This is a genomic window from Streptosporangium saharense, assembly GCF_014203715.1.
GTDB lineage: Bacteria > Actinomycetota > Actinomycetes > Streptosporangiales > Streptosporangiaceae > Streptosporangium > Streptosporangium saharense.
Map to the genome: position 1 here is coordinate 1 of NZ_JACHJP010000001.1, position 22,180 is coordinate 22,180.

At 70.5% G+C, this 22,180-nt stretch carries 25 protein-coding genes; 12 read left to right on the plus strand and 13 right to left on the minus strand.

What is annotated here, in order from left to right; genetic code table 11:
• Positions 1 to 270, minus strand: a 270-nt coding sequence (locus tag FHS44_RS40045; RefSeq protein ID WP_221460264.1) for a hypothetical protein, incomplete at its 3' end; no start/stop codon positions are given.
• A 399-nt stretch (positions 271 to 669) separates the two neighbouring features.
• On the opposite strand from FHS44_RS40045, the gene FHS44_RS00005 reads away from it, so the two are divergent.
• From FHS44_RS00005 to FHS44_RS41570, 6 genes are all read left to right on the plus strand, one after another.
• Positions 670 to 954 (plus strand): hypothetical protein, encoded by a 285-nt coding sequence (locus FHS44_RS00005; protein ID WP_184711770.1) that lies wholly within the window; start codon positions 670 to 672, stop codon positions 952 to 954.
• Positions 951 to 1,301, plus strand: a complete 351-nt coding sequence (locus FHS44_RS00010) for a hypothetical protein (protein ID WP_184711771.1) — start codon at positions 951 to 953, stop codon at positions 1,299 to 1,301. Before FHS44_RS00005 ends, FHS44_RS00010 begins: the two co-directional genes overlap by 4 nt.
• Positions 1,298 to 1,672: a hypothetical protein gene (locus tag FHS44_RS00015; RefSeq protein ID WP_184711772.1), complete on the plus strand. Its 375-nt coding sequence runs from the start codon at positions 1,298 to 1,300 to the stop codon at positions 1,670 to 1,672. Before FHS44_RS00010 ends, FHS44_RS00015 begins: the two co-directional genes overlap by 4 nt.
• 315 nt (positions 1,673 to 1,987) lie before the next feature.
• Positions 1,988 to 2,227 (plus strand): hypothetical protein, encoded by a 240-nt coding sequence (locus FHS44_RS00020; RefSeq protein WP_184711773.1) that lies wholly within the window; start codon positions 1,988 to 1,990, stop codon positions 2,225 to 2,227.
• 12 nt (positions 2,228 to 2,239) lie between these two features.
• Positions 2,240 to 2,470 carry a BldC family transcriptional regulator gene (locus FHS44_RS00025; RefSeq protein WP_184711774.1) on the plus strand — a complete coding sequence of 77 codons (231 nt, stop codon included), beginning with the start codon at positions 2,240 to 2,242 and terminating at the stop codon, positions 2,468 to 2,470.
• A 46-nt stretch (positions 2,471 to 2,516) separates the two neighbouring features.
• On the plus strand, positions 2,517 to 2,651 hold the full coding sequence (locus FHS44_RS41570; protein ID WP_281401216.1) for a hypothetical protein: 135 nt from the start codon (positions 2,517 to 2,519) through the stop codon (positions 2,649 to 2,651).
• Here the strand turns inward: FHS44_RS41570 and FHS44_RS00030 are convergent.
• From FHS44_RS00030 to FHS44_RS00050, 5 genes are all read right to left on the minus strand, one after another.
• Positions 2,648 to 3,073, minus strand: coding sequence for a hypothetical protein (locus FHS44_RS00030; protein ID WP_184711775.1), 426 nt, complete (start codon positions 3,071 to 3,073; stop codon positions 2,648 to 2,650). The two genes, FHS44_RS41570 and FHS44_RS00030, sit on opposite strands and share 4 nt — an antisense overlap.
• Before the next feature lie 217 nt (positions 3,074 to 3,290).
• Positions 3,291 to 3,866: a GTP-binding protein gene (locus tag FHS44_RS00035; protein ID WP_184711776.1), complete on the minus strand. Its 576-nt coding sequence runs from the start codon at positions 3,864 to 3,866 to the stop codon at positions 3,291 to 3,293.
• Complete coding sequence (locus tag FHS44_RS00040; protein WP_184711777.1) at positions 3,847 to 4,197, minus strand: DUF742 domain-containing protein; 351 nt, start codon at positions 4,195 to 4,197, stop codon at positions 3,847 to 3,849. Before FHS44_RS00040 ends, FHS44_RS00035 begins: the two co-directional genes overlap by 20 nt.
• Positions 4,198 to 4,279: 82 nt before the next feature.
• Complete coding sequence (locus tag FHS44_RS00045) at positions 4,280 to 4,687, minus strand: roadblock/LC7 domain-containing protein (RefSeq protein WP_184711778.1); 408 nt, start codon at positions 4,685 to 4,687, stop codon at positions 4,280 to 4,282.
• Entirely contained in the window at positions 4,687 to 6,900 is a 2,214-nt protein-coding gene (locus FHS44_RS00050; RefSeq protein ID WP_184711779.1) for a sensor histidine kinase, read from the minus strand. The genes FHS44_RS00045 and FHS44_RS00050 overlap by 1 nt, the downstream gene beginning before the upstream one ends.
• 221 nt (positions 6,901 to 7,121) lie before the next feature.
• Here FHS44_RS00050 and FHS44_RS00055 point away from each other — a divergent pair, with 221 nt between their 5' ends.
• Both FHS44_RS00055 and FHS44_RS00060 read left to right on the plus strand, forming a co-directional pair.
• Positions 7,122 to 7,928: an SDR family NAD(P)-dependent oxidoreductase gene (locus FHS44_RS00055; RefSeq protein ID WP_184711780.1), complete on the plus strand. Its 807-nt coding sequence runs from the start codon at positions 7,122 to 7,124 to the stop codon at positions 7,926 to 7,928.
• A 66-nt stretch (positions 7,929 to 7,994) separates the two neighbouring features.
• Complete coding sequence (locus tag FHS44_RS00060) at positions 7,995 to 9,026, plus strand: acyltransferase family protein (protein WP_184711781.1); 1,032 nt, start codon at positions 7,995 to 7,997, stop codon at positions 9,024 to 9,026.
• Between the two features lie 4 nt (positions 9,027 to 9,030).
• Here FHS44_RS00060 and FHS44_RS00065 read toward each other — a convergent pair whose 3' ends face one another.
• Both FHS44_RS00065 and FHS44_RS00070 read right to left on the minus strand, forming a co-directional pair.
• The gene (locus FHS44_RS00065; RefSeq protein WP_246435028.1) at positions 9,031 to 10,953 is read right to left on the minus strand and encodes a flavin monoamine oxidase family protein; all 1,923 of its coding nucleotides are present in this window, start codon (positions 10,951 to 10,953) and stop codon (positions 9,031 to 9,033) included.
• A gap of 137 nt (positions 10,954 to 11,090) precedes the next feature.
• Complete coding sequence (locus tag FHS44_RS00070) at positions 11,091 to 13,778, minus strand: M4 family metallopeptidase (protein WP_184711782.1); 2,688 nt, start codon at positions 13,776 to 13,778, stop codon at positions 11,091 to 11,093.
• Between the two features lie 386 nt (positions 13,779 to 14,164).
• On the opposite strand from FHS44_RS00070, the gene FHS44_RS00075 reads away from it, so the two are divergent.
• Both FHS44_RS00075 and FHS44_RS00080 read left to right on the plus strand, forming a co-directional pair.
• The gene (locus FHS44_RS00075; RefSeq protein ID WP_184711783.1) at positions 14,165 to 14,365 is read left to right on the plus strand and encodes an NfeD C-terminal domain-containing protein; all 201 of its coding nucleotides are present in this window, start codon (positions 14,165 to 14,167) and stop codon (positions 14,363 to 14,365) included.
• Positions 14,366 to 14,409: 44 nt separating this feature from the next.
• Entirely contained in the window at positions 14,410 to 15,858 is a 1,449-nt protein-coding gene (locus FHS44_RS00080; RefSeq protein ID WP_184711784.1) for an SPFH domain-containing protein, read from the plus strand.
• A gap of 40 nt (positions 15,859 to 15,898) precedes the next feature.
• Here FHS44_RS00080 and FHS44_RS00085 read toward each other — a convergent pair whose 3' ends face one another.
• From FHS44_RS00085 to groL, 4 genes are all read right to left on the minus strand, one after another.
• Positions 15,899 to 16,729 carry a hypothetical protein gene (locus FHS44_RS00085; protein ID WP_184711785.1) on the minus strand — a complete coding sequence of 277 codons (831 nt, stop codon included), beginning with the start codon at positions 16,727 to 16,729 and terminating at the stop codon, positions 15,899 to 15,901.
• Positions 16,729 to 17,475: a MerR family transcriptional regulator gene (locus tag FHS44_RS00090; protein WP_184711786.1), complete on the minus strand. Its 747-nt coding sequence runs from the start codon at positions 17,473 to 17,475 to the stop codon at positions 16,729 to 16,731. The genes FHS44_RS00085 and FHS44_RS00090 overlap by 1 nt, the downstream gene beginning before the upstream one ends.
• Positions 17,476 to 17,508: 33 nt before the next feature.
• Entirely contained in the window at positions 17,509 to 18,039 is a 531-nt protein-coding gene (locus FHS44_RS00095) for a hypothetical protein (protein ID WP_184711787.1), read from the minus strand.
• A gap of 151 nt (positions 18,040 to 18,190) precedes the next feature.
• Positions 18,191 to 19,795, minus strand: coding sequence for a chaperonin GroEL (gene groL, locus FHS44_RS00100; RefSeq protein WP_184711788.1), 1,605 nt, complete (start codon positions 19,793 to 19,795; stop codon positions 18,191 to 18,193).
• Positions 19,796 to 19,952: 157 nt separating this feature from the next.
• On the opposite strand from groL, the gene FHS44_RS00105 reads away from it, so the two are divergent.
• On the plus strand, positions 19,953 to 20,546 hold the full coding sequence (locus FHS44_RS00105; RefSeq protein WP_184711789.1) for a TetR/AcrR family transcriptional regulator: 594 nt from the start codon (positions 19,953 to 19,955) through the stop codon (positions 20,544 to 20,546).
• 73 nt (positions 20,547 to 20,619) lie between these two features.
• Entirely contained in the window at positions 20,620 to 21,015 is a 396-nt protein-coding gene (locus tag FHS44_RS00110) for a hypothetical protein (RefSeq protein WP_184711790.1), read from the plus strand.
• A 15-nt stretch (positions 21,016 to 21,030) separates the two neighbouring features.
• Here FHS44_RS00110 and FHS44_RS42190 read toward each other — a convergent pair whose 3' ends face one another.
• Positions 21,031 to 22,116 carry a TRM11 family SAM-dependent methyltransferase gene (locus FHS44_RS42190; protein ID WP_221460266.1) on the minus strand — a complete coding sequence of 362 codons (1,086 nt, stop codon included), beginning with the start codon at positions 22,114 to 22,116 and terminating at the stop codon, positions 21,031 to 21,033.
• Between the last annotated feature and the right edge of the window lie 64 nt (positions 22,117 to 22,180).

Consider the following 22,180-nt stretch of genomic DNA (forward strand, 5'->3'; position numbering starts at 1 on the left):
CAGCAGGACGGGCACGAGTACGTGCAGCCGTCCGGGCTGTTGATGAACGCCCGTCTCCAGGCCCGCCGTGAGTACGGCCCGCAGATCCTTCCCGCTCCCCGGCCTCCGGTGGAGGTCGCACCGGGCGAGGTGGTTCCGCTGGTGCCCGCCCAGCGACGTCCGGTTCCCGAGTTGGACCCCGAGCCGGGATCGCCCGCAGCGGCCCCGGCCGCGACCGCCGTACCGGATGACCTGCCCGGCCTCGCGGAAACCGCCCCTGGGCCAGATCACGCACCGATCCCCGCCGATACCCTGCCCGCCGCCCCGGCCCGGGCTCCGAGCACTGCGTCCACCATGCCTCCTGCCGCTGACCCGGTCGCTGCCCCGGCTTTCGTGCCTGTACGGCCTGCTCGTCCGTCGCTGTCCCGGCGAACCCGGCGTCCTGTCCCCGGTGTTCCCCGGTCCGGGATCTCCTGGGCCAGGCTGCGCCGCCTCGGTCTCTTCTGGGGTGGAGTACGGCCCGCGACCGGCAGGTGCCGCATTCCCCGCACTCATATGACCTGTCGGCCCGGTCTCCACAGGGCGGTGCCGTACGGCATGCGCCCCTCTTTCTCTTGTCCCGTAGGGCAGGCCCGTCTGGCGATCACCCTGGCCAGGCATGCCTCTGATCGGATCACGGAGGTCCAGATCATGCGCAACACCCCCGCTTCTACCCCGGTGATCCCGGGTTGGCGGTTGATCGTCAGTGACACCGGCCGGTACTGGGCGATCCGCAACCGTGCTTTCCCGCGTGTGGCGTTGCGGGCCGGGGTGGAACCGGCGGTGGACGCCGACACCTTCGAGGAGGTCCAGGCCGCCGTGGCCGCGCAGGAGGACAAGGCCCGCGCTGTTGTCGCCGCCGCTGAGAAGACCGCCGTCGTCAACGCCGAGAAGACCGCCGTGGCCGCTGCTGAGAAGACGGAGCCGGTCTCGTGACGGGACGCCACCGCGACGGTCAGCCGTACGCCTCGGTGTATCAGCGGGTCTGGGACGGACCGGCACGGGCTGAGGCCGAGCGGCTTGATCAGGTGTGGTCTGGCTGGACGGTGCTCTACAGCCTGGGCAAGCGCGCCTTCTACGCCGTCGCGTCCTGGGACAGTCCCCAGCTCGTGGTGGTTGAGGACGCGACCTCCGAGGGGTTGGAGGAGCGGATGCAGGAGGCTGAGATGGCCCGCCTGCTCCAGGCCACGCCGCCTGAGCGCATCGAGGAGCGTCCGTCCGCTGAGCCGCGCGACCGGGGGCCAGCCAGAAGGCGACGTTCGCCGGGCGGGAGGGCGGCATGATGTCATCACTCAGGGCAGCCCATCCACAGGTCGGGCTTTCAGATCGAACCTGCGACACCCTGCAACAGGCCCATCCCGGTTGGCTGGTCTTCCACAACGCACAAAGCGGATTGTGGAGCGCCTACCGCCACGTCCTGTCCGGCAGGCCGGAACCCGGGGCCGTGTTGCTGGTACGCGCGGAGTCGGCCGAAGAGCTGGACCGCAAGCTGGCCGCGCAGACGCCTCCGGCGGTGCCGCCGAGCATCCGGGCCGTCGCCGCCACCCGCGCTCTGCAGGCCCGAACCGCCCACGCCGTCCGGGCCGCCGCCACCGCCCGGACCGGATGGGCCGGTCAGCGGCCTCCCGCCCTGCGCAGACTCCTGCGCTCCTAAGCCGGTACGGCGGGTAGCGGGACCTCATCCCACCCGCTGCCCGCCGTACCTCATAAACGTGCGGCTCAGGTTGGAGGGCTTGGGCCGCACACCCCCGCAAGGCGGCTCCCACGCACGCCGGGACATGGCAGGGCGTGTTGGGGAAGGGGGAGCCGCCTCGCATACCGGTCTCGCGTCCCCACACGCGGGACCGGTCCCTCTACCGGGTGCCCGGCCTCATGCTCCCCGGCTCGGGGCCGGGCACCCCCCCACCTGACCGGCACGGCCTCCCCGCGTGAGGCGGGTTTCCTGTCCGTCCTCCGAAGCGAGACGACGATGACTGATGACGAGTACGAGCGACGCGTGATCGACGTGCTCACCAGCACCCACCCCGGCTGGCACTACCAACAACGCGACCTACCCGGCCTACCCCGCTGGTGGGCCACCCGCTACTACCCACTCCGTGCTGACCAGCGCAAAGCCGGAGCCCGCGACGTGCTCGGCCGCACCACCCTGCACCGACTGATCAGCGCCCTCGCCCACCACGACGAAATCCTCCATCGACTCCGCTACTGAAGGAGCCCCCCCATGCCCACGAGCAAGGCCGTCGCACCCGACGGCACCTTCACCACCGGCCCAGAAACCACCGACCGGCTCCTCACCCCCGGCGAAGTCGCGTACATCTTCGGCGTGGACCCCAAGACCGTCAACCGGTGGTCCCTCACCGGAAAGATCCCCTCGCTCAGGACGCCCAGCGGACAGCGTCGCTACCGGCAGAGCGACATCAACGCCCTGCTGAACGGTTCCCGTACCCCCTGATCGGTGCGGGCGGCCCACCGCCGACTTCGTCCACCACGAGGCCGCGATGTGGAACGCGATGGTGGCCGCCGACGAGCACGGGGTCACCCGGGCGATCAAGGACAACATCGCTCAGGGCCTCGAAGAGGGCGGCGCGGGGCCGGACAAGTGGCCTGTCCGGCCCGGTGTGAAGAGGAGCTAGCCGAGGAAGCTGACGTGGAAGGTGATGTTCGAGTAGGCGGTGAAGGTGCAGGGGACGGAGCCGAACACGTTCTGGCATGGTCCGGAGCCCCACGAAGTGATGTCTCCGTCCGGCGTCAGCTGCACGCTTGAACCGTAGGGGACGGCGTGGCCGCAGCTGGCGACGCTGCATGTGCCGATCAGCGTGCCGTTGGCGCGGACGCGGACCGATCCGTAGAAACCGTGCAGTTGAAGATTGACGGTGACATCGGTGAAACCGACGGGAACGCCGTTCTTTCCCGCGTCGTCTGTCTGTGCCGAGGCGGAGGCGGTCGGCAGGAGTGCTGTGACGATCGCCAGGAAGCCGATGACGAGTGTCGTCGCCCGTCGTACGCCCGGTGCCCCGGAGTGGTGGCGAGTGCGGTCGGGGGCCTTACACGGCATGGGTCCTCCCTCACGTTCGGGTCGCGGGTTTCCGCGCCGCGATCCCGGCTGGCGGGTTCAGCGAACACCACGCCGCAGGAGATGACACCGGTATGGCGATATATCCGGACAAGTCCGGACGCAATAGGTGAAGCCGTTCCTCGTGTGTGGCGGTCCCACGAAGCCCGGTGAAGGACGGCGCCTCCCCGGAGTAGGAAGGCGCCGCTTCGAAAGAACGTCAGGGCTGGCTGGCCGTCAGGACTCTCAGGGAGTGTTCCACCAGGGTTACCAGGACGGTTTTGGCCGAGGTGCGGCGCCGTACGTCGCAGAGGAGGACCGGCACCTCCGGGTCCAGGTCGAGGGCGACGCGGACCTCTTCGGCCTCGTACTGCTCGGCCCCGTCGAAGCAGTTGACCGCCACGATGAACGGCGTGCCGCGCTGTTCGAAGTAGTCGATCGACGGGAAGCAGTCGGTCAGCCTGCGGGTGTCGGCGAGCACGACGGCGCCGAGCGCGCCGTAGGACAGCTCGTCCCACATGAACCAGAACCGTTCCTGGCCCGGGGTGCCGAACAGGTAGACGACCAGTCCCTCCCTGATCGTGATGCGCCCGAAGTCCATCGCCACGGTGGTCGTGGTCTTGTTCTCCACACCTTCGACGTCGTCGATGCCGATGCCGCGGTCGGAGAGCACCTCCTCCGTGCGCAGCGGGCGGATCTCGCTGATCGAGCCGACGAGCGTGGTCTTGCCGACGCCGAACCCGCCCGCGATGAGGATCTTGAGCGCTACAGGTTCGTCAGAGGGCCCGAAGTCCATTGATCACTTCCTTGAGAATGCGCTCGCTCGCCGACGCGCGCCCGATCGAAATGAGCTTGTGGTCCTTGAGGTCGCCGAGGAGCACCCGGACGACGCCAAGCGGCAGGTCCAGATCGGATGCGATGTCGGCGACCGAGGTCGCCTCGACGGCGACCAGGGAGAGAATGCGTTGGTGCTCGGGTCCCGGGACGAACCCGCCAGACGGCGCGGAACCGGTCGCGGTGACCATCGCGACCAGGTCCAGGGTGTCACCGGACGATCTGGTACGGCCCCCGATCAGCGCGAACGGCCGGACGACCGGTCCCGCCTCCTCGTCCATCCATCGGGTCATCCGCCCGCTCCACCCCTGGCCCCGGGCAAGAAGAACCCGGGCAGGGAGAACGAGGAGAACCCGGCCAAACGTGCGTGTGGCATCATGCGAGTCCCTGCCTCGGACGGGTGGAGATGTGCTGGCCGACCCGCTTGACCAGCATCGCCATCTCGTAGGCGATGTGGCCGACGTCGGCGTCCGCGGTGCTCAGTACGGCCAGGCAGGTGCCCTGCCCGGCGGCCGTGACGAACAGGAACGCCGACTCCATCTCCACGATGGTCTGGCGCACCTCGCCGCCGCCGAAGTGGCGTCCCGCCCCGCGCGCCAGGCTCTGGAACCCGGAGGCGATGGCGGACAGGTGCTCGGCCTCCTCCCGGTTGAGTCCCTTGGAGAAGCCGACGGCGAGCCCGTCCGTGGACAGGATCACCGCCTGACGTACCGCGCCCACCCGGTTGGTCAGGTCGTCGAGGAGCCAGTTGAGCTCGCCGGTGCTGGAAACTTTTCCAGTCATTAGTCCTCCTTGTCGCCTGTCCTGTGGTGTGCGAGATCGGTGTTCTCTTCCTCCCGGCCACGTCGTGATCCCGCCTGGAAGGCGGAGAACAACGCCCGTGCCTCGTCCGGTGAGCGCTCCGGCGGATCGACCTCCGGCGAAGGCTCTGGAGAGGGCTCGGACGAGGAGTCGGATGACGACTCCTGGCGGAGTTGCGGCGCCAGGTTGGCCTGCCGTACCCGACGGGGCAGGGCCCGGGGCCGTGGCGCCCCCTCAGCGGGAGCAGCGGCCTCCCCGGCGTCCTCTGAGACGACCGACAGGGAGGGCTCGGGGACGGGGGCCGTCCTGGACCTGCGGGGCAGCGCGCCCGGCATGGACGACTCGAACAGGCCACCCGAGGGGCGCGCGGGCAGTTCTGCGGGCCGCTCGTCCACCCGCTCCGCGGTGAGGGCGAGGTGCGAGGGCAGCTCGGCCAGTACGGCGCGCGGGATGAGCACGATGGCGGTGGTGCCGCCGAAGGGGGAGCCGCGCAGGATGACGCGGATGTTGTGCCTGGCGGCGAGCCTGCCGACCACGAACAGGCCGAGACGCTCGCTGTCGGCGAGGTCGAACTCCGGCGGGCTGGCCAGCCGTTCGTTGAGGACCGCGTACTCCTCGGCGCTCAGCCCGAGGCCGCGATCCTCGACCTCGATGACGAAGCCGTTGGCGACCAGGTCCCCCCTGACGACCACCGTGGTCTGCTCGGGGGAGTAGATCGTGGCGTTCTCGATCAGCTCGGCGATGAGGTGGGTGATGTCGGCGACGGCCGCCCCGTCGAGCGCGGCGGCGGGCATCGGCGCGACGGTGACCCGGGTGTAGTCCTCGACCTCGGCGATGGCCGCCCTGACGATGTCCACGGCCGCCACGGGGTTGCGCCAGGCGCGTCCCGGGGCCGCGCCGGACAGGATGATCAGGCCCTCGGCGTGCCGCCGCATGCGGGTGGTCAGGTGGTCGAGCCGGAACAGGTCCTCAAGGCTGTCGGGGTCGGTCGCCCTGCGCTGCATGCCGTCGAGCAGGGTGAGCTGACGCTGCAGCAGGATCTGCTTGCGCCGGGCCAGGTTCAGGAAGACCTGGCCGACGCCGCGGCGCAGGTTGGCCTGGCCGACGGCGGCCTCGACGGCGGTGCGCCGTACCGAGTCGAAGGCCTGGGCGACGTCGCCGACCTCGACCGAGTCGCCCACCTTGATGGGCGGGACCTCGGACGGGACGTCCACCTCCTCGCCGAGCCGCAGCCGTTCGACGACCCGCGGGAGCCGTACGTCGGCCAGGTCGAGGGCGGTCGAGCGGAGGGTCGCGAGCTCACCGGCGAGCCTGCGGCCGAAGCGGACGGACAGGACGATCGAGGCGATCACCGCGATGAGCCCCATGCCGCCCGCGACCGCGATTCTGACGATGATCCCGGTGGCGACCGACCTGGCCCGCTGGGACAGGGTGTTTGAGGAGGCGACGCCGAGCTGGTCGAGCCAGTTGGCCACGCCGTTGGTGCTCTGCTTCCAGCGCTGCGCCTCGACGGGCAGCCGGTTGCCCTGGGCTCCCGCGATCGTCCGCTCAAGGGCGGTGAACCGCTCGAAGGCTGTCGAGTCGAAGGTGTCCCGGTACGGCCTGCCCAGCTCGGCGTCGAGCGCGGACAGGCCCCGCGCGTGCAGGTAGCGCCGGGTCGCGGCGTACTCGCCGAAGGCCTCGCGCTCCCTCGGGGTGAGGCGGTAGTCGATCAGGGCGCCGCTGATGAGCGCGTTCTCCCTGGCGATCATCTCGCGGGCGTTGCCCATGGACTGCATGGCGGCGGCCTGGCGGTAGATGGCCAGGTCGGGGACCGCGACGAGCTGGTCGTAGAGGAGGAAGACCGAGTCGAGGACCCGGTTGTAGTTCGTCAGGACGTCCAGGCGCGCGTCACGGCCGCTGTCGATGCCGGAGCGGATGCTCGCGAGTCGGCCGATCTGGCTGAGGACCCCGTTCAACGCGGTGCGGAGTTCCGGACTTCCGGAATCGGTGGACGCGGCGGCGGCACGGAACTTCTCGACAGCCCGGTCGGTACGGCTGCGCTGGTCGGCGATTCCGCTGGTGAGGACGCGGGAGCTGATGGCCACCGAGGACTGCGTCCGCTCGGCCTGAAGCTGGAGCCCAAGCTCGGTGGAGGTGACGCCGACCGTTTGGTAGAGGGTGTTCGACCGTAACAGTGCTGCCCCGTCGCCCACGGTCAGATTAAGGGCGAAACCCCACAAAGCACTCAGCGATAGCAGGGGTAAGAGCAGCAGCAAAAAGATCTTGAACCGAATTGACCGGTTTCCAGAGCCCATGCCCACTCGTCCCAACTTCTGAGTGTGTGGAGGCCCGCGATGCCTTGGGGATGGATATGCCTCCGGAAGATCGCACAGGAGACTAGCACCGATAGGGTTTCCGCGCAGTGGAGGATCTGATGATTAATGTGATTACCGGGGCGAGTGCCGGAATCGGTGAGGCCGCTGCCGTCGAACTCGCCAGGCGCGGGCGGCAGGTCGTTCTGGTCGGCCGGAACCCCGAGAAGCTGGCCGGGGTCGCCGCCCGGGTCAAGGAGGTCTCCGGGGCGGTCCCGGACACGGCGACGTGTGACTACGGCTCTCTCGACGACGTCAGGCGGCTTGCCGAGGAGTTGCGCTCCCGCTACGAGCGGATCGGCGTGCTGGTCAACAACGCGGGCGTGATGACCACCGCCCGGACCCGCACCGGGGACGGCCACGAGACGATGATCCAGGTCAACCACCTCGCGCCCTTCCTGCTGACGACCCTGCTGCTCGACCGGGTCGAGGAGCGGGTGATCACCACCTCGTCCATGGCCGCCAGGTCGGGCCGTCTCGACCCGGCCGACCTGAGCCGCGACCGGCGCCGCTGGAGCGGCTGGCTGCAGTACGGCGACTCCAAGCAGGCAAACGCCCTGTTCACGGTCGAGCTGGCCCGCCGCCTGTCCGGCACCGGGGTGAGCGCGACCTGTTTCCACCCCGGCGTGATCAAGACCGGGTTCGCCCCGGGGACATTTCTGATGTGGATGACCCACCACATCCCGGGCGTCGGCCGTACGGTCGAGCAGGGGGCGAGCACGCTCGTCCACCTCGCCACCCACCCTGACGGGACCACCCACTCCGGGCGATATTTCGCCAACGGCGCCCCCGCGAAGGCGACCAGGGGGATGACCGATCCCGGCCTGGCCCGCGCCCTCTGGGAGGCCAGTGAGCGGGCCGTCGTCTGACCGTCGCCGGGATGTCATCCCGGGTTGGCCCGCCGTTGGGACACGGGCGGCTACGGTGCGTGGCCTGTGAGCGTCACGAGCCCCAGCCGGGTCGCCGCCCTCCCCACGGCGGGCAGGGACCCCTTCTTCGACAACGCCAAGTTCCTGGCGATCACCCTGGTCGTCTCCGGGCACCTGATCGAGGACCTGCGGGACGTCGCGGTCGCGCACGCGGCCTACTTCTTCGTCTATTTGTTCCACATGCCACTGTTCATCGTTCTCAGTGGCTATTTGTCACGAAATTTCACCTTCTCTTCGGGCAAGGCGCGCAAGCTGATCAGCACGCTCGCCGTGCCGTACGTGATCTTCGAGCTTGTCTACTCCCTGCCCCGCCTGATCCTGTACGGCAAGCTGGACATCAGCCTGCTCGACCCGTACTACCTGACCTGGTTCCTGATGTCGCTGTTCCTGTGGCGGCTGTCCACGCCGGTCTGGCAGCAGCTCAGGTGGCCGCTGGTGGTCGCGGTCGGCATCTCGCTGCTGTCCGGGATGAGCAGGCTGCCCGACGAGCTGTCCATGAACCGCACGCTGGGGCTGCTGCCGTTCTACGTGCTGGGGCTCATGCTGCGTCCCGAGCACTTCGAGCTGCTCAGACGACCGAAGGTGAGGATCGCCGGGGCGCTCACGCTGGTGGCCGGGGCGGCGCTCGCGCTGGCCGTACACGCCTCGGTGAAGACCGAGTGGATCCGCTGGCGGCACGCCAACGACGCCATCGGGGTCGACGACCTCACCGGCAGCCTGTTCCGGCTGGGCATGCTGGTGGCCGGGGCGCTGCTGGTCGCGGCCTTCCTCGCGGTCACCCCCTCGCGCGGGACGTGGTACTCGGGGCTCGGCGCGGCGACCATGTACGCCTACCTGCTGCACGGCCTGGTGGTGAAGGTCGCCGAGCGTTTCTACGGCGACTGGGCGCGGACGGTCCCCGGCGTGGTGGCCGTGGCGCTTCTCGGCGTCGGGCTCGCGGCCCTGCTGTGCACGCCACCGGTCCGCGCCCTGACTCGCTGGGCCGTCGAACCCCGGATGAACTGGGCCTTCACCCGCCTGCGCCGCCCGGCCCGCTGAGCGCTCAGGCCCGCAGGTCGAGGACGGCCCGGTAGGCGGCGGTGATCGCCGCGTCGGCGTAGGCCGAGGGCACGGAGTCGGAGTTGGCGATCGCGATCCGCCCCCACCTGCGCCGCGCCGTCTCGGCGGGGAAGGGCCCCTGGGGGTAGAAGTCCAGGTTCCACGGCGTCGCGTACTCTGGCGCGTAGCCGTGTCCCCACCGGTTGACCGTGATCCCCTGGATGTCCCGGACCGGGTCGAACCCACCCGGCCCCAGCAGCCTGGCCAACTGCTCGCGGACGCTGAACTCCAGATGGGCGTACGGCGTGCCGAGCAGTTCGCGCCTCCCGGCGATCGAGCCCTCCGCCGGTGACATGCCCGGCAGCGCGGGAGCCCGTACCAGATGGGCAAGCACCGGCTCGTCGGGGCCCTCCGGCGGCCGGTAGCCACCGACGGCGACCCTGGGGGCCAGCTCGACCGTGGACCAGTAGGCCCCGGTGAAGCGGACCCTGCCCGCGCCGACCGCCCGCCAGGCCCGCCAGTCGCGAAGCTGGACCGTGGCGTAGAGCATCGGCACCTTGACCGCCGCGCGCAGCGCCCGTTCCTGCTCCTGCGGCAGCCCGGCGACCAGGTAGGGGATCATCATGTTCCAGCAGGCCATGATCACCCCGGTGGCCCGGACGGACCTGACCCGCTCGCCGTCGAAGTAGCCGACCGTCGCCGTGGTCGCGCTCGCGGCGTCGCCGTCGTTGGCCACCGAGACCACCGGGCTCGACAGGCGGACCCGGACCCGGTTGTCCGGCAGGTCCAGCCGGTCGTAGTCGAACCGCGCCGTGGTCACGCCCTCGGGGTCGACGGAAGTCGCGAACCCCGGAACCATCCTGCCGACCATCATCCTGACCAGGGCCTGGTTGCCCTCGGGGAAGAGCAGCGTCTCCCTGGGCGCGTCCCAGTGCCTGATCACGCTCGGCGAGTTGTAGACAGACGGCTTCGACCGGTCGAGCCCGAGCCCCTGGAAGCCGGGGTAACCGCACCCCCAGGCGTCGATGGCGCCGAAGGCGTCCGAGCCGTACCCCCACTCGTCGTTCGGCATGGTCTGCACGAAGCGCAGCACGTCCGGGTGGGCCCCGCAGACGTCCCTGAGGAAGCCGGAGTAGGTCAGGTGGGCGAGCCGCCGCTGCTTCTCCTCCGGCGTCAGGCCGGGCAGCCAGTCGGGCGGGTCCAGGTGGAGCGTGAGAAGGTCCATCCTGGCCCGCTCGGCGACGGGCAGCTCCGCGATCCACCTGCGGGCGTCGGTGCCGGTCAGCACGAGCCGGTCCCTGCCGAAGCTCTCCCGGTCGCACAGGACGCCCTCGCGCGTTCCGAGTCCCGGGTACGGCGTGGCGGCGAGCCGTTCGGGGCGCACCCCGAGCCCGTCGAGCAGCCGCCTGCCCTCGGGCGTCCAGGCCGAGGGCGCCTCGATCATCGGGGAGCCGCCGTAGCCGACCAGCGGCCCCTGGCGGCCCTCGGGACGGAACTCGTTGCGGCGGGCGTGCCCCCCGACGTCGTCGTGGTTGTCCAGGATCAGGATCCGCGCCCTCGGGTCCTGTTCGAGCCACCGGTGGGCCGCGCTGATCCCGCTGATCCCGGCGCCGACCACCACCAGGTCGTAGTGCTCGCCGGTCGGCTCGACCGAGCCAGCGTGGGTCCAGAACCGGCCGTCGCGCAGCGCGTGCGGCACGCCGAGGCTCTCCGGGGCGCTGCCCCGCAACCCCGTCAGCGCGGCCGGGTGGACGCCCTCGGGGGCCATCCCCATGGGCTCGACCGGAGGCTGGGTGCCGGTGAAGGCGTCGAGTGCCGCGATCCCGGCCGCCATCGCGACGCCGTCGAAGAAGTCGCGGCGGGAAATGGGGCGGTCCATCCCCAGTTCCCCAGCCGTGCGCGGAGTGATCTCCTGGGGATCGGTCATGGAGAGATCATCACGAATCGGACCGCCCGAGATAGCCCTCTAAGGGCGGTAGCGCGGACTTTTTACCCGGGGCGTTGAAAGGCTTTTCATGATTTCTGGCGAACGGGCCCGATGAACCCGTCCGCCAGAAACGTCATTTATTTCGCGGGTTGGACCCGAGACCACAGGGCGGGCGCCCTCGGCGGCTCCCACCCGGGCAGGGAGACGTGCTTGATCACACACCGGTAGACCGTCCCGCCGTGGGTGACCCGGTCACCGGCCGCGTACGGGGTGTACGGCCGCCACGCGGGCACCGGGCGCGGCTTGACGGTCAGCGTGAAGGTCGCCGAGCGCGTCACCGAGCCGACCGTGCTGACCGCGCTGACCGTGATCGGGTAGGTCCCCGGCGCTGTCGTCGCCGACGTGCCGAACGTGATCGTGCTCGACGAGCCGGTCTCGATGGAGCGCGGGTTCGCCGCGACGTTCACCCCGGCCGGGATGCCGCTGGCGGAGATGTCCACCCGCTGGGGGCCTCCCCAGTCGGTCGTGGTCTCCAGGACGGACAGGGTCGTGCCCCCGACCTCGACGGACGCCGCCTCGGGCGTGAGCCGTACCGAGAAATCGGGCTCGCGCGGGTCCCGCACGTTCAACCGCAACGTGGTCGTACGGCGGGCGGCCCCCGTGGCGCGGACGGTGACGAGATAGAGGCCGGGCGGCGTCTGCGCGGACGGATGGACGGTCACCCTGGCGTTCTGCCCCGTGGTGACCGTGGACGGGTTGAAGGTGAAGGAGACCGAGTCGGGCAGGCCCACGGCGCTGAGCGCGACCTTCTGCGGGTCGCCCCTCGTGGTCGCGGTGCTGAGCGTCAGGGTTGCCGTCGTGCCCCGGTCCACGGTGGCCGTGTCACGGCCGAGCGTGACGGAGAAGTCGTTCGCCGGGGAGGCCGGGGTGACGGTCAGCCGGTAGTTCGCCGCGTGGGAGAGCGTGGGGGAGGTCGCCGAGGTGGCGCGGACGACGACGGTGTGCGTACCGGCCGGGGTCGGCGCCGAGGTGGTCACCGTCATCGTGGAGTCGGCGCCGCTCGGCACCCGGGCCGGGGAGAAGGTGGCGTTCGCGCCCTCGGGAAGGCCCTCGGCGGACAGGGTGAGGTCCTGGCTCTGGGCGCCCAGGGTCCTGGTCCGCAGCGTCACCGCCGTCGAGGCGCCCTGGTCGACGACGCCGCCGGACTCGGTGGGCCGCACCATGAAGGTCCGCGGCTCCGACGGGCAGGTCGGCTCACCGGGGGAGGCGGCCACCCCTACCGCGTCCCAGGCGTCCTTGACCCGCTGGGCGTGCAGGCAGCCGGGGAAGATGGAGAACGCCGCCCGTACTGTCGCCGTGCGCGCCTTGGCGTGGGTCCAGGGGACGGTCTTGAGGTTCAGCGCGCCCATGAAGATCTCACCGGCGTCGCGCAGGCCGACCCCGGTCACGCCGGTGCCCGCGCAGACCGGGCTCTGCTCCGGCCTGCCCGCGACACGGTCGCCCTCGGCCAGCAGGTAGAACCAGTGGTTCTGCACCCCCGCGGCCTTGTGCGGTTCCTGGTTGGGCAGGTCGGGGGTGTAGCAGCCGGGGTCACCCAGGGAGGCCGGGTCGTACATGTTGCGCAGCGGTCTGTCGCCGTCGTAGTCGACCTCCTCCCCGACGAGGTAGTCGGCCTCGTCCAGCTCCGGCGGGTGGTTGACGTAGTGCTCGGTGAGGGCGCCGAAGATGTCGCCGGTCGACTCGTTGAGGGCGTAGGCCTCAAGACCGCTGCCCGAGCCGCCGCTGGTGGTCTGGAAGACGGCGTGGCCGAACTCGTGGCCGACGACGTCCAGCGAGGACAGCGGCTTGGTGTTGGCCACGTTGTGGCCGATGTCCACGGAGCTGCCGCTCCAGGTGGCGTCCGGGATGTTGACCCCGACCCGGACCGGGAACGCACGGCCGGAGCCGTCGATGCCGTTGCGCCCCAGCCACTCGCGCATCATGTCCCATTCGTGCTGTACGGCGAACAGGACGTCGACGCAGGTGGTCTCCGGGTTCGTCGCGGTCCCGTCGCCCCAGTCGTCGTCGGGACCGGTCAGGATCCGGTTGTCGGGACCCGCGCAGCTCACCCCCGGCCTGAGCGGGTCGGTCAGGGTGTAGGAGTCGCCCGTGGCCCTGGTGTCCAGGTAGACGGGGTCGCCGTTGTAGAAGGAGTGGCCGATGCCGCGCCGTACGTCGTCCCAGCGGTCGGTGATCGAGCCGTCGGCGGCGTCCACGTAGACGTGCAGGACGGAGGGGCCGTCCTTCGAGCTTCCCTTGACGACGCTCTCCCAGGTCAGCCGGGGCCGGGTGCCCGCGGCGTGCACGGTCAGGCGGGGGGCGCTCTGTTCGGTCACGGTGCCCAGGAGGTTCCTGGCGATCTCCCGTGCCCGCTCGGCGGTGACGACGGGCTTGGTCGCGACGCCGTCGAGCGTGGCCCGCTGGCCGGTCGTGACCGTGGTGACGGTGCCGCCCTCGCGGTCGGTGGCGACGATCACGTCACCGCCGTAGACGGGCAGGCCGTGGTGCAGGCGCCGGTAGGTCAGGTACTGCAGGCCGCGTGGCCCGAAGACGACCATGGGGCGTTCGAAGGTGTCGCCGTCACCGGCGAGCAGCTCGCGGGCCTGCCCGGCGAGGGCCTTGTCGGCGCTGTCGAGGGCGCGGGAGCGGGCACGGGCGTCGGGGGGAGCGTGTGTTCCGGGAGCCGGAGCTTCGGTGGCGGCGGCGGGCGGCGCGCCGTACAGCACGTTCGCCGCCAGTGCCGCCGAGAGTAACGCCGCGATGGGGGATCTGCCGTTCGGTTTCACTGAGTGACTCCTCAAGACGTCCCTGGGGAGGGGGACCGGGAGCCGGGCCGGCCAGGCTCAACTCGAAACGAAACTCAACGTGACACCGGTTGTGGAGGTCGAGTAGCCAATGCTTTTCCATTTCACGGTGTTATGGCAGTCGCTTCTGGCACGTCGCGGTCCGTCCACATATGCCGGACATATGGTGATGCGTCGAGATTGTTTGGGCTTGTCGCAACCGATGGTGAACGTTTTCGGGGTGTCGGTCGTTGGAGGGGGAGACGGGCGGCTGAGCGGCGATCGCTCCCACGGGGCGCCTGGCATGCTACGAAGGGTGGTGAAACAAGACATGTCGGAGTAGCGTCCGCAGACGCGGATCCGCTCCGCGACGGGACGGGGAGTCGCGCGTGGTCGGTAAGCAGGGCAGGGTGACCGGAAAGATCGGTCCCGGTCTGGTCGGAGAGGTGCTGCTGGCGGTTCGCGGCGGCGTCGAGGCCTTCTACGCGCATCCAGCCGTCCCCGACGAGGAGATCTCTCCCGGTTCGATCGTCGTCGTCGTGGAGTACTACCCGCCCCGCACGGTCTACGTCGCTCGCGCGCTCGTCTAACTCTCTCCCTTTTCGCTTGTTCTCTCCCCCTCGCGGAGGCCACATTGCCAACCGAGTACCTCATCGTCGGTGGCGGCGTCCTCGTCGCCATTGTCGTCGTCATCCTGCTGTTCAAGGCCGTCTGGAGGGTGGCCGAGCCCAACGAGGCGCTGATCATCTCCGGCCTCGGCGCCCGAGGCAAGAGTGAGGGCGACAGCCTCGGGTTCAAGATCGTCACCGGTAAGGGCACCGCCGTCCTCCCCGGCTTCCAGACCGCGCGCCGCCTGCGGCTCGACAGCCGCGCGGCCAACCTCCAGGTCTCCTGTGTCACGCAGCAGAGCATCCCGGTGGTCGTCAAGGGCGTCGTGATCTACAAGGTCGGTGACGACCTGCACTCCATCGCCAACGCCGCGCGTCGCTTCCTCGACCAGCAGGACTCGATGAACGGGGCCATCCACGAGCTGTTCACCGGTCACCTGCGTTCGATCACCGGCAACCTGACCGTCGAGGACCTCATCCTCAACCGCGAGCGGCTGACCGGCGAGACGCGCGCCTCCGCCGCCGACGAGATGATCAAGCTCGGCCTGATCGTGGACTCCCTGCAGATCCAGGAGATCGACGACGAGACCGGCTACATCACCAACCTCGGCAAGCCGCACGCCGCCAAGATCGCCGCGACCGCCCGTATCGCCGAGGCCCAGCGCGACCAGGAGGCCACCGAGGCCGAGCAGATCGCCGCCGCGAACAAGGCCGCGGCCTGGCGTGACGCCCAGATCAAGCAGGCCGCCTACCAGGCCGAGATCGACGAGGCCCAGGCCAAGTCCCGCCAGGCCGGTCCGCTGTCCGAGGCTTCGGCCCGCCAGGAGGTCGTGGTCCAGGAGACCCGCGCCGCCGAGCTTGAGGCGCAGTTGTCCGAGCAGCGCCTGCAGTCCCAGGTCCGCAAGCCCGCCGACGCCAAGGCGTACGAGACCGTGACGCTCTCCCAGGCGGAGAGGGACGCCCGCATCGCCCAGGCGGAGGCCGAGGCCCGCGAGACCGAGCTGCGCGCCGTCGCGCAGGCGTCCCAGGTCAAGCAGGCCGCCGCCGCCGAAGCCGAGTCCGTACGGCTGCGCGGTCTCGCCGCCGCCGAGGCGACCAAGGCGACAGGTCTGGCCGCCGCCGACGCCGCCAAGGCCAAGGGCCTCGCCGAGGCCGAAGCCGCCAAGGCGAAGGGTCTGGCCGAGGCCGAGGCCATCCGTGCCCGCTCCCAGGCTCTCGCCGAGAACCAGGAGGCGGTCATCGCCCAGCAGCTCGCCGAGAACTGGCCGCAGATCGTCGAGGCGGGCGCGAAGGCCTTCGGCAACGTGGACCACATGGTCGTGCTGAACGGCGCCCAGGGCATCGAGGAGATGCTCGCCAAGGCCCTCACGCTCGGCGGGACCGGCCTTGGCCTGGCCCGTTCCCTGCTCAGCATGAACAACGGCGCGACCCCCGGCCCCGAGGTCAACGGCAAGGTCGTCGATCCCACTCCCTGATTTTTTCTGAGGGGCCGTCCGCGTTCCTGCGGGCGGCCCCTCAGGCTGTCGGGGAACGCAACGCGTCGAGGACGAGCGCCGGGGAGTCGGCGAACAGGCGGATCATCCGCGCCTCCTCAGTACGGCCCAGCGGCCTGACCACGGTGACCGGGTCCGACAGTTCGACGACCACGTTCGTCTGGGAGGAGACCGCGACCCCCAGCCGCCCGTCGGCCACGGTGACCGTGCCACGTTCGTCGAAGGCGCGCGCCAGCCGTACCGACGAGATCAGATCACGCGGGACCCGCAGGTCGAAGTGGGCGCCGTAGCGCACCCGCAGCTCCCGCTCCGTCACCACGTGCGGCCGGGTCGCGCAGGCGGCCCACAGCGCCAGCACCAGCACGACCCCGTAGACGTCGAGCACCAGCACGACCAGCCGCACCCCGGACGGCACGCCCAGCGCCCCGAGCAGCAGCTCGACCGCGACCGTCTCGACGACAGCCAGGAACAGCAGCACCAGCAGCATCGAGGACTGCTCCCGCGCGTACGGCACGGCCGTCGCCCCCCGGGGCACCCCGTGACGGCGCCGCGTCACCCACAGCCCGAGACTGGCCATGCTCCGCAGCTCGAACCCCAGGAGCCTGCGCACCTGGACCGGCACCAGGCGCCGCAGCGCCGTACCGAACGCCGCCCGCCGACCGGCCCCCTCCCGCCGCGCCGCGCGGAACAGCCGGTGCAGCGTCACCGCCTCAAGCAGCAGCATCAGCGCGACGGCCACCTCGACCGCCACGAGCACCGGCCCCGGCAGCCGCACCCCCGCCACGGTCAGGATCACAAGCACCACCTCGGCGGGCAGTACGGCCAGCAACACACCCCGCGCTACCTTGATCATCAACCCTCACCTCTCACCGTGGTCATCACCAGCCGGAGCACCTCGGTCTGCGCGGGCGACATCTCCGCGCCCAGCGCCCCGACCACCCCCGCCACCTCGTACGGCCCGGCGAACGCCCCCGCCAGCTCGCCGGGCAGGTGCGCGGCCAGGTCGGCGGCGAGCACGGCCACCCGGGGATCACCGGGGTCGGCCTCGGCCAGCTCGTCCAGCCGCCTGTAGAGGTCGCGACCCCTGGCCAGCGCCCCGGGCTCGGTCAGCGGCCGGATCAGATCGAGAATCCTGTCCCTGGTCTTCTGGTCGGCGACGCCGTCGATCAGGGTCAGCAGCTCCCGGTCGATCTCGGCGACGCGCGAGCCCTCCGCGGGGATACCGCGCAGCACCGCGGCCAGGCCGGGGGAGACCGTGGAGTCGGGCCCCAGGTCCTCCTCGGCGAGCAGCGCGGCCAGCCGTTCGCGCCTGGCGCCGATCGCCTCCTGCTGCCTGGCGAGGTCGGCGTCCAGCTCCATGAGCACCTCGCGCAGGTCCCCACCCCGGTCGCCGGAGCCGAGCACGTCACGGATCTCGTCGAGCGAGAGACCGAGCTCCGTCAGCCGCCGCACCCGGGCCAGGACGACCGCGTCGCGCAGGCCGTACTCCCGGTAGCCGTTGGCCAGCCGTACCGGCTCGGGCAGGAGGCCGAGGTGATGGTAGTGGCGCACGGTCCGGGTCGAGACCCCGACCAGTGCGGCGAGTTCACCGATCCGCATGCCCTCATTAGAAACGTTGACGTTACGTCAGGGTCAACACGGCTCGATGGGGAAGCAGGCGAAGAACTGCGCGATGTCGAACCGCCGCACGACCATGGAGACCGTGACCCGGCTGAGCACCCTGATCTTCCTGATCCGGGTGGCGTGGTCGATCGTGACCTTCACACACCGGAGTGTGACCGTGTGGGGTCCGGGGAGCGCGTAGTAGGAGATCGAGGCGGTGTCACGGCCGAGCCCCCGGTCTGACAGGCCGATCCCGACCTCCCGGTAGACGCGCCGCGACCCCTTCAGGGCGAACGCCGTCGAGCCGACCGTCGCGTGGTTGGCGCCGGTCGGGCAGTGCACCATCAGCCGGACGTCGTTGTTCTGCCGGGGCCAGGCGGGCAGGACCCGCAGTGAGGTGACGTCCTTCCACGCGGCGGGCAGCTTGCTGGGATTCCACGACGCACTCGGACTCGGCGTGGGCGTAGGCGCGGCGGGAGCCGTACTGATGCCCCAGGAAGAGGGGTACGGCCCCACCACGAGGGCGACGGCCACCCCCACCACCCCCGCGACGGAACGCATCTGCTCTCTCCTGACGTCTTTCCCGAACCCGGCGACGGATCACGGGCGGTGGCCGGGAGCCACCCGGGGAGCAGCGGGGAAGACCGCTCTGACCAGGCTGTTCATCATTATGTCGATCTTCACCCCGGGGGGAAGATCGACACGCCACACCTCAGAGATCCCCGTCGGCGACACCGGCCTTCTCGGGCTTCTCGACGATGACGGCCTCGGTCGTCAGGAACAGCGCCGCGATCGAGGCGGCGTTCTGCAGCGCCGAACGCGTCACCTTCGCCGGGTCGATGATGCCCGACTCGAACAGGTTGACGTACTCGCCCGTGGCGGCGTTGAGGCCCTCACCCGGGGTCAGGTTGCGGACCTTCTCCACCACGACGCCGCCCTCAAGACCGGCGTTGACCGCGATCTGCTTCAGCGGCTCCTCCAGCGCCTTGCGCACGATCGCCGCACCGGTGGCCTCGTCGCCCGACAGCTCCAGCTTGTCGAAGGCCTTGGCACCGGCCTGCAGCAGCGCCACACCGCCGCCGGGCACGATGCCCTCCTCGACGGCCGCCTTGGCGTTGCGCACCGCGTCCTCGATGCGGTGCTTGCGCTCCTTGAGCTCGACCTCGGTGGCCGCGCCGGCCTTGATGACCGCCACGCCACCGGCCAGCTTGGCCAGGCGCTCCTGCAGCTTCTCGCGGTCGTAGTCGGAGTCGGTGTTGTCGATCTCGGCGCGGATCTGGTTGACCCGGCCCGCGATCTGCTCGGCGTCACCGGCACCGTCCACGATCGTCGTCTCGTCCTTGGTGACCACGACCCGCTTCGCCCCGCCGAGCATGTCGAGGGTGACGGACTCCAGCCTCAGGCCGAGGTCCTCGCTGACGACCTGGGCGCCGGTCAGCACGGCGATGTCGCCCAGCATGGCCTTGCGGCGGTCACCGAAGCCCGGCGCCTTGACGGCGACCGACCTGAAGACACCGTGGATCTTGTTGACCAGCAGGGTCGCCAGTGCCTCGGCCTCGACGTCCTCGGCGATGAGCAGCAGCGGCCTGCCCGTCTGCATGACCCGGTCGAGGACCGGGACCAGGTCCTTGTTCGCGGAGACCTTGGACCCCACGACGAGAATGTACGGATCCTCCAGGTTCGCCTCAAGCCGGTCGGCGTCGGTGACGAACTGCGGGGCGACGTAGCCCTTGTCGAAGCGCATGCCCTCGGTGAGCTCAAGCTCCAGGCCGAAGGTGTTGCTCTCCTCGACGGTGATGACACCTTCCTTGCCGACCTTGTCCATCGCCTCGGCGATCATCTCGCCGATCTGTGGGTCACCCGCGGAGATGGAGGCCGTGGAGGCGATCTGTGCCTTCGTCTCCACCTCCCTGGCCAGCGCGGACAGCTCCTCGGAGACCCGGGCGACCGCCCACTCGATGCCGCGCTTGAGCGCCATCGGGTTGGCGCCCGCGGCGACGTTGCGCAGGCCCTCGCGGACCAGCGCCTGGGCCAGCACGGTGGCCGTGGTGGTGCCGTCGCCCGCCGCGTCGTCGGTCTTCTTGGCGACCTCCTTGACCAGTTCCGCGCCGATCCTCTCCCACGGGTCCTCAAGCTCGATCTCCTTGGCGATGGAGACACCGTCGTTGGTGATCGTGGGGGCGCCCCACTTCTTCTCCAGCACGACGTTGCGGCCCTTGGGGCCGAGGGTCACCTTGACGGCGTCCGCGAGCTGGTTCATGCCGCGTTCGAGGGCCCGGCGGGCGTCCTCGTCGAACGAGATCATTTTCGAGGCCATGGCTGTCTCCTAGGAAAGAGGGGGGCCGGGGCGGCGCCCGCGACGGACGGCCAATGGACGGGCCTCGCCGTACCGGCCGAGAGCACCCGCACTCTACCCACAGATTGCGTGCCACGCATATAGTGCGTGGCACGTACGTGGTGGATAGGATGGCGGAATGAACGAAGAAGCCCAGGACATGCGGATTCGCAACAAGAGGGCCACCCGTGAGGCGATCGGCGCCGCCGCGCTGCGTCTGGCCATCGAGCAGGGCTCCCCGCTCGTGCGGGTCTACGACATCGCCTCCGAGGCGGGCGTCTCCCCGCGCACCTACAACAACTACTTCTCCAGCAGGGAGGAGGCGATCTGCGCCTTCCAGTCCGACCGCGCCAGGAAGATGGGTCAGGCGCTGCTGGCCAGACCGGCAGACGAGCCGCTCGCGGAGGCCGTCGTCGCCGCCGTGGTCGAGCACGCGACCCCCGAGCCCGACCGGGTCGGCCTGCGCATGATCATGTCCACCCCCGAGCTTGAGGGGGAGGCGCTGAAGGCCTTCGCCATGGCCGAGGAACCGCTGTCGGCCGCCATCGCCGAGCGCATCGGCGTCGATCCGGCCAGGGACACCTTCCCCGACGTCATGGCGGCCGCGGTCGCCGGTGCCGTACGGGTGGCGGGCAGGCACTGGCTCAACGGCGACGGCCGTGAGTCGTTCGCCGACGTGGCCCGCAGGACCCTGACCCACCTCCTGCCCGCCATCACCCGCGCGGCCCCGTAGCTCTTCCCCGGAGGCGGGGTGAGGGGTGATCATGCTGGGGTTTCTGTTGTTCGACCCGGTTCGAGGAGGACGTGTGACCGACATCGCCGATGAGATCGCCGACTGGCTGTATCCCACCATCGAGCGTGAGATGAACGGCGCCCAGGTTCTCGCGAAGGACGGTGACCTGCTCAGGAACCTCGGGGAGAAGACCCTCGGCCCCGGGGGTGGGGAGAGGTTCATCGACCACATCTCCGGCAGTTCCCAGGTGAAGCTCAACATCATCCAGCGCTACCTGGCCACCCGCGAGACCGTCGTCGCCTTCCGCGAGCGGATCGCCTCGGGAGAGCCGCTGAGCACCGAGGACACCCTGGCGTTCACCCGCGCCACGATCAGGGACGAGACCCTGTCGGAGGTCCTGTCGTACCTCGCGGCCGGTTACTACCTGCGCCCCGGCTTCAGGGAGGAGTGGCGTCCCACCCCTCCCTGAACCCCTGAATTCAGGTCATTTTCGGGTACGGCGTGGCCGCGTGGGGGCCGTCAGCCTGACCAGGAACGTCTGGGCGCCGGAGACCCGCACGCCCTGGACGTGTGCCGGGACGAGACCGTGCCGCAACCCGAGGGGAAGCTCGTCGAGGCCGGGCAGCAGCACCACGGCCGTGCCGTCGGGGGCGAGGACCCGCCGCAGCTCGGCCCACCAGTGGGACGGGGAGGCGGCGAGCAACCCCAGGGCCGTGACCTGCCCTCCCCAGGGCGGGTTGCTCAGCACCCGGTCCACACTCCCGTCGGGCAGCGGCAACCGCCCGGCGTCCGCCCGCCCGACGACCACCCCCAACCCCGCCGTGTTCTCCCGGGCGGCGCGTACCGCCGAGACAGACAGGTCGAAGCCGTACAGAACGGCCCGTGGAGCCTGTCCGCCCGCCTCGGCCAGCAGGGTGCCCGCACCGCAGCACGGGTCGAGGACCGTGTGCCCAGGACGGATGTCGGCGATGCGGGCCATGGCGGCGGCCAGCGGGGGATGCAGCGTCCCCGGGACGGTGTGGCGTTTGTAGTCACGCCGGTGCAGGGGCCGTTCGGTGATCCGCAGCATGAGGGTCGCCCGCAGGCCGTCGAGGGTCACCCGCCACCCGGTGTGCCCCGGTGGGGGAGCGCCCGCCGTCCTGCGGGAGTGGTAGCCGACGCCGAGACGCCGGGCCAGGACGCTCCCGACCGCGTCCTCGACGTCGTAGCGGTTGAAGTTCCGCCCGCCCAGGAAGGACGCCGACACCTCGACCCCGGAGACCCCGGAGACCCCGCCGGGACCGCCGTGCGCACGGCGTAGTTCAAGCAGCGTGTCGAGGTCGGCCTCCATGGCGAGCCGGGACAGGGCGGCCACGTCCCGCCTCGCCGTACCGGGATCGGGGCGGTGACCCGCGAGCAGGAACACGTCGTCGGCGGTGCGCGGGGCGACGGGACCGGGCCGAAGGGCGCGGAAGTGGAGCTCGCGGTGCCCGAGATGGGTGATGGCGCCGAGTCCGAGCTGGAGGATCTCGGCGGAAAGGGTTGGTTCAAGCCCGTGCGCGCACCGCGCCACCAGGCTCGCCGCCGTCACGGGACGGTGGGAGCACAGGGACGCGGTACGGCGAGAAGGAACGCGCGAAGGCGCATGATGACCG

Coding starts and splice junctions, on each gene's coding strand:
- FHS44_RS00005 (WP_184711770.1), top strand. CDS start 670: ATGCGCAACACCCCCGCTTCTACCCCGGTGATCCCGGGTTGGCGGTTG.
- FHS44_RS00015 (WP_184711772.1), top strand. CDS start 1,298: ATGATGTCATCACTCAGGGCAGCCCATCCACAGGTCGGGCTTTCAGAT.
- FHS44_RS00020 (WP_184711773.1), top strand. CDS start 1,988: ATGACTGATGACGAGTACGAGCGACGCGTGATCGACGTGCTCACCAGC.
- FHS44_RS00025 (WP_184711774.1), top strand. CDS start 2,240: ATGCCCACGAGCAAGGCCGTCGCACCCGACGGCACCTTCACCACCGGC.
- FHS44_RS41570 (WP_281401216.1), top strand. CDS start 2,517: ATGTGGAACGCGATGGTGGCCGCCGACGAGCACGGGGTCACCCGGGCG.
- FHS44_RS00030 (WP_184711775.1), bottom strand. CDS start 3,073: ATGCCGTGTAAGGCCCCCGACCGCACTCGCCACCACTCCGGGGCACCG.
- FHS44_RS00035 (WP_184711776.1), bottom strand. CDS start 3,866: ATGGACTTCGGGCCCTCTGACGAACCTGTAGCGCTCAAGATCCTCATC.
- FHS44_RS00040 (WP_184711777.1), bottom strand. CDS start 4,197: ATGACCCGATGGATGGACGAGGAGGCGGGACCGGTCGTCCGGCCGTTC.
- FHS44_RS00045 (WP_184711778.1), bottom strand. CDS start 4,687: ATGACTGGAAAAGTTTCCAGCACCGGCGAGCTCAACTGGCTCCTCGAC.
- FHS44_RS00055 (WP_184711780.1), top strand. CDS start 7,122: ATGATTAATGTGATTACCGGGGCGAGTGCCGGAATCGGTGAGGCCGCT.
- FHS44_RS00065 (WP_246435028.1), bottom strand. CDS start 10,953: ATGACCGATCCCCAGGAGATCACTCCGCGCACGGCTGGGGAACTGGGG.
- FHS44_RS00085 (WP_184711785.1), bottom strand. CDS start 16,729: ATGATCAAGGTAGCGCGGGGTGTGTTGCTGGCCGTACTGCCCGCCGAG.
- FHS44_RS00090 (WP_184711786.1), bottom strand. CDS start 17,475: ATGCGGATCGGTGAACTCGCCGCACTGGTCGGGGTCTCGACCCGGACC.
- FHS44_RS00095 (WP_184711787.1), bottom strand. CDS start 18,039: ATGCGTTCCGTCGCGGGGGTGGTGGGGGTGGCCGTCGCCCTCGTGGTG.
- groL (WP_184711788.1), bottom strand. CDS start 19,795: ATGGCCTCGAAAATGATCTCGTTCGACGAGGACGCCCGCCGGGCCCTC.
- FHS44_RS00105 (WP_184711789.1), top strand. CDS start 19,953: ATGAACGAAGAAGCCCAGGACATGCGGATTCGCAACAAGAGGGCCACC.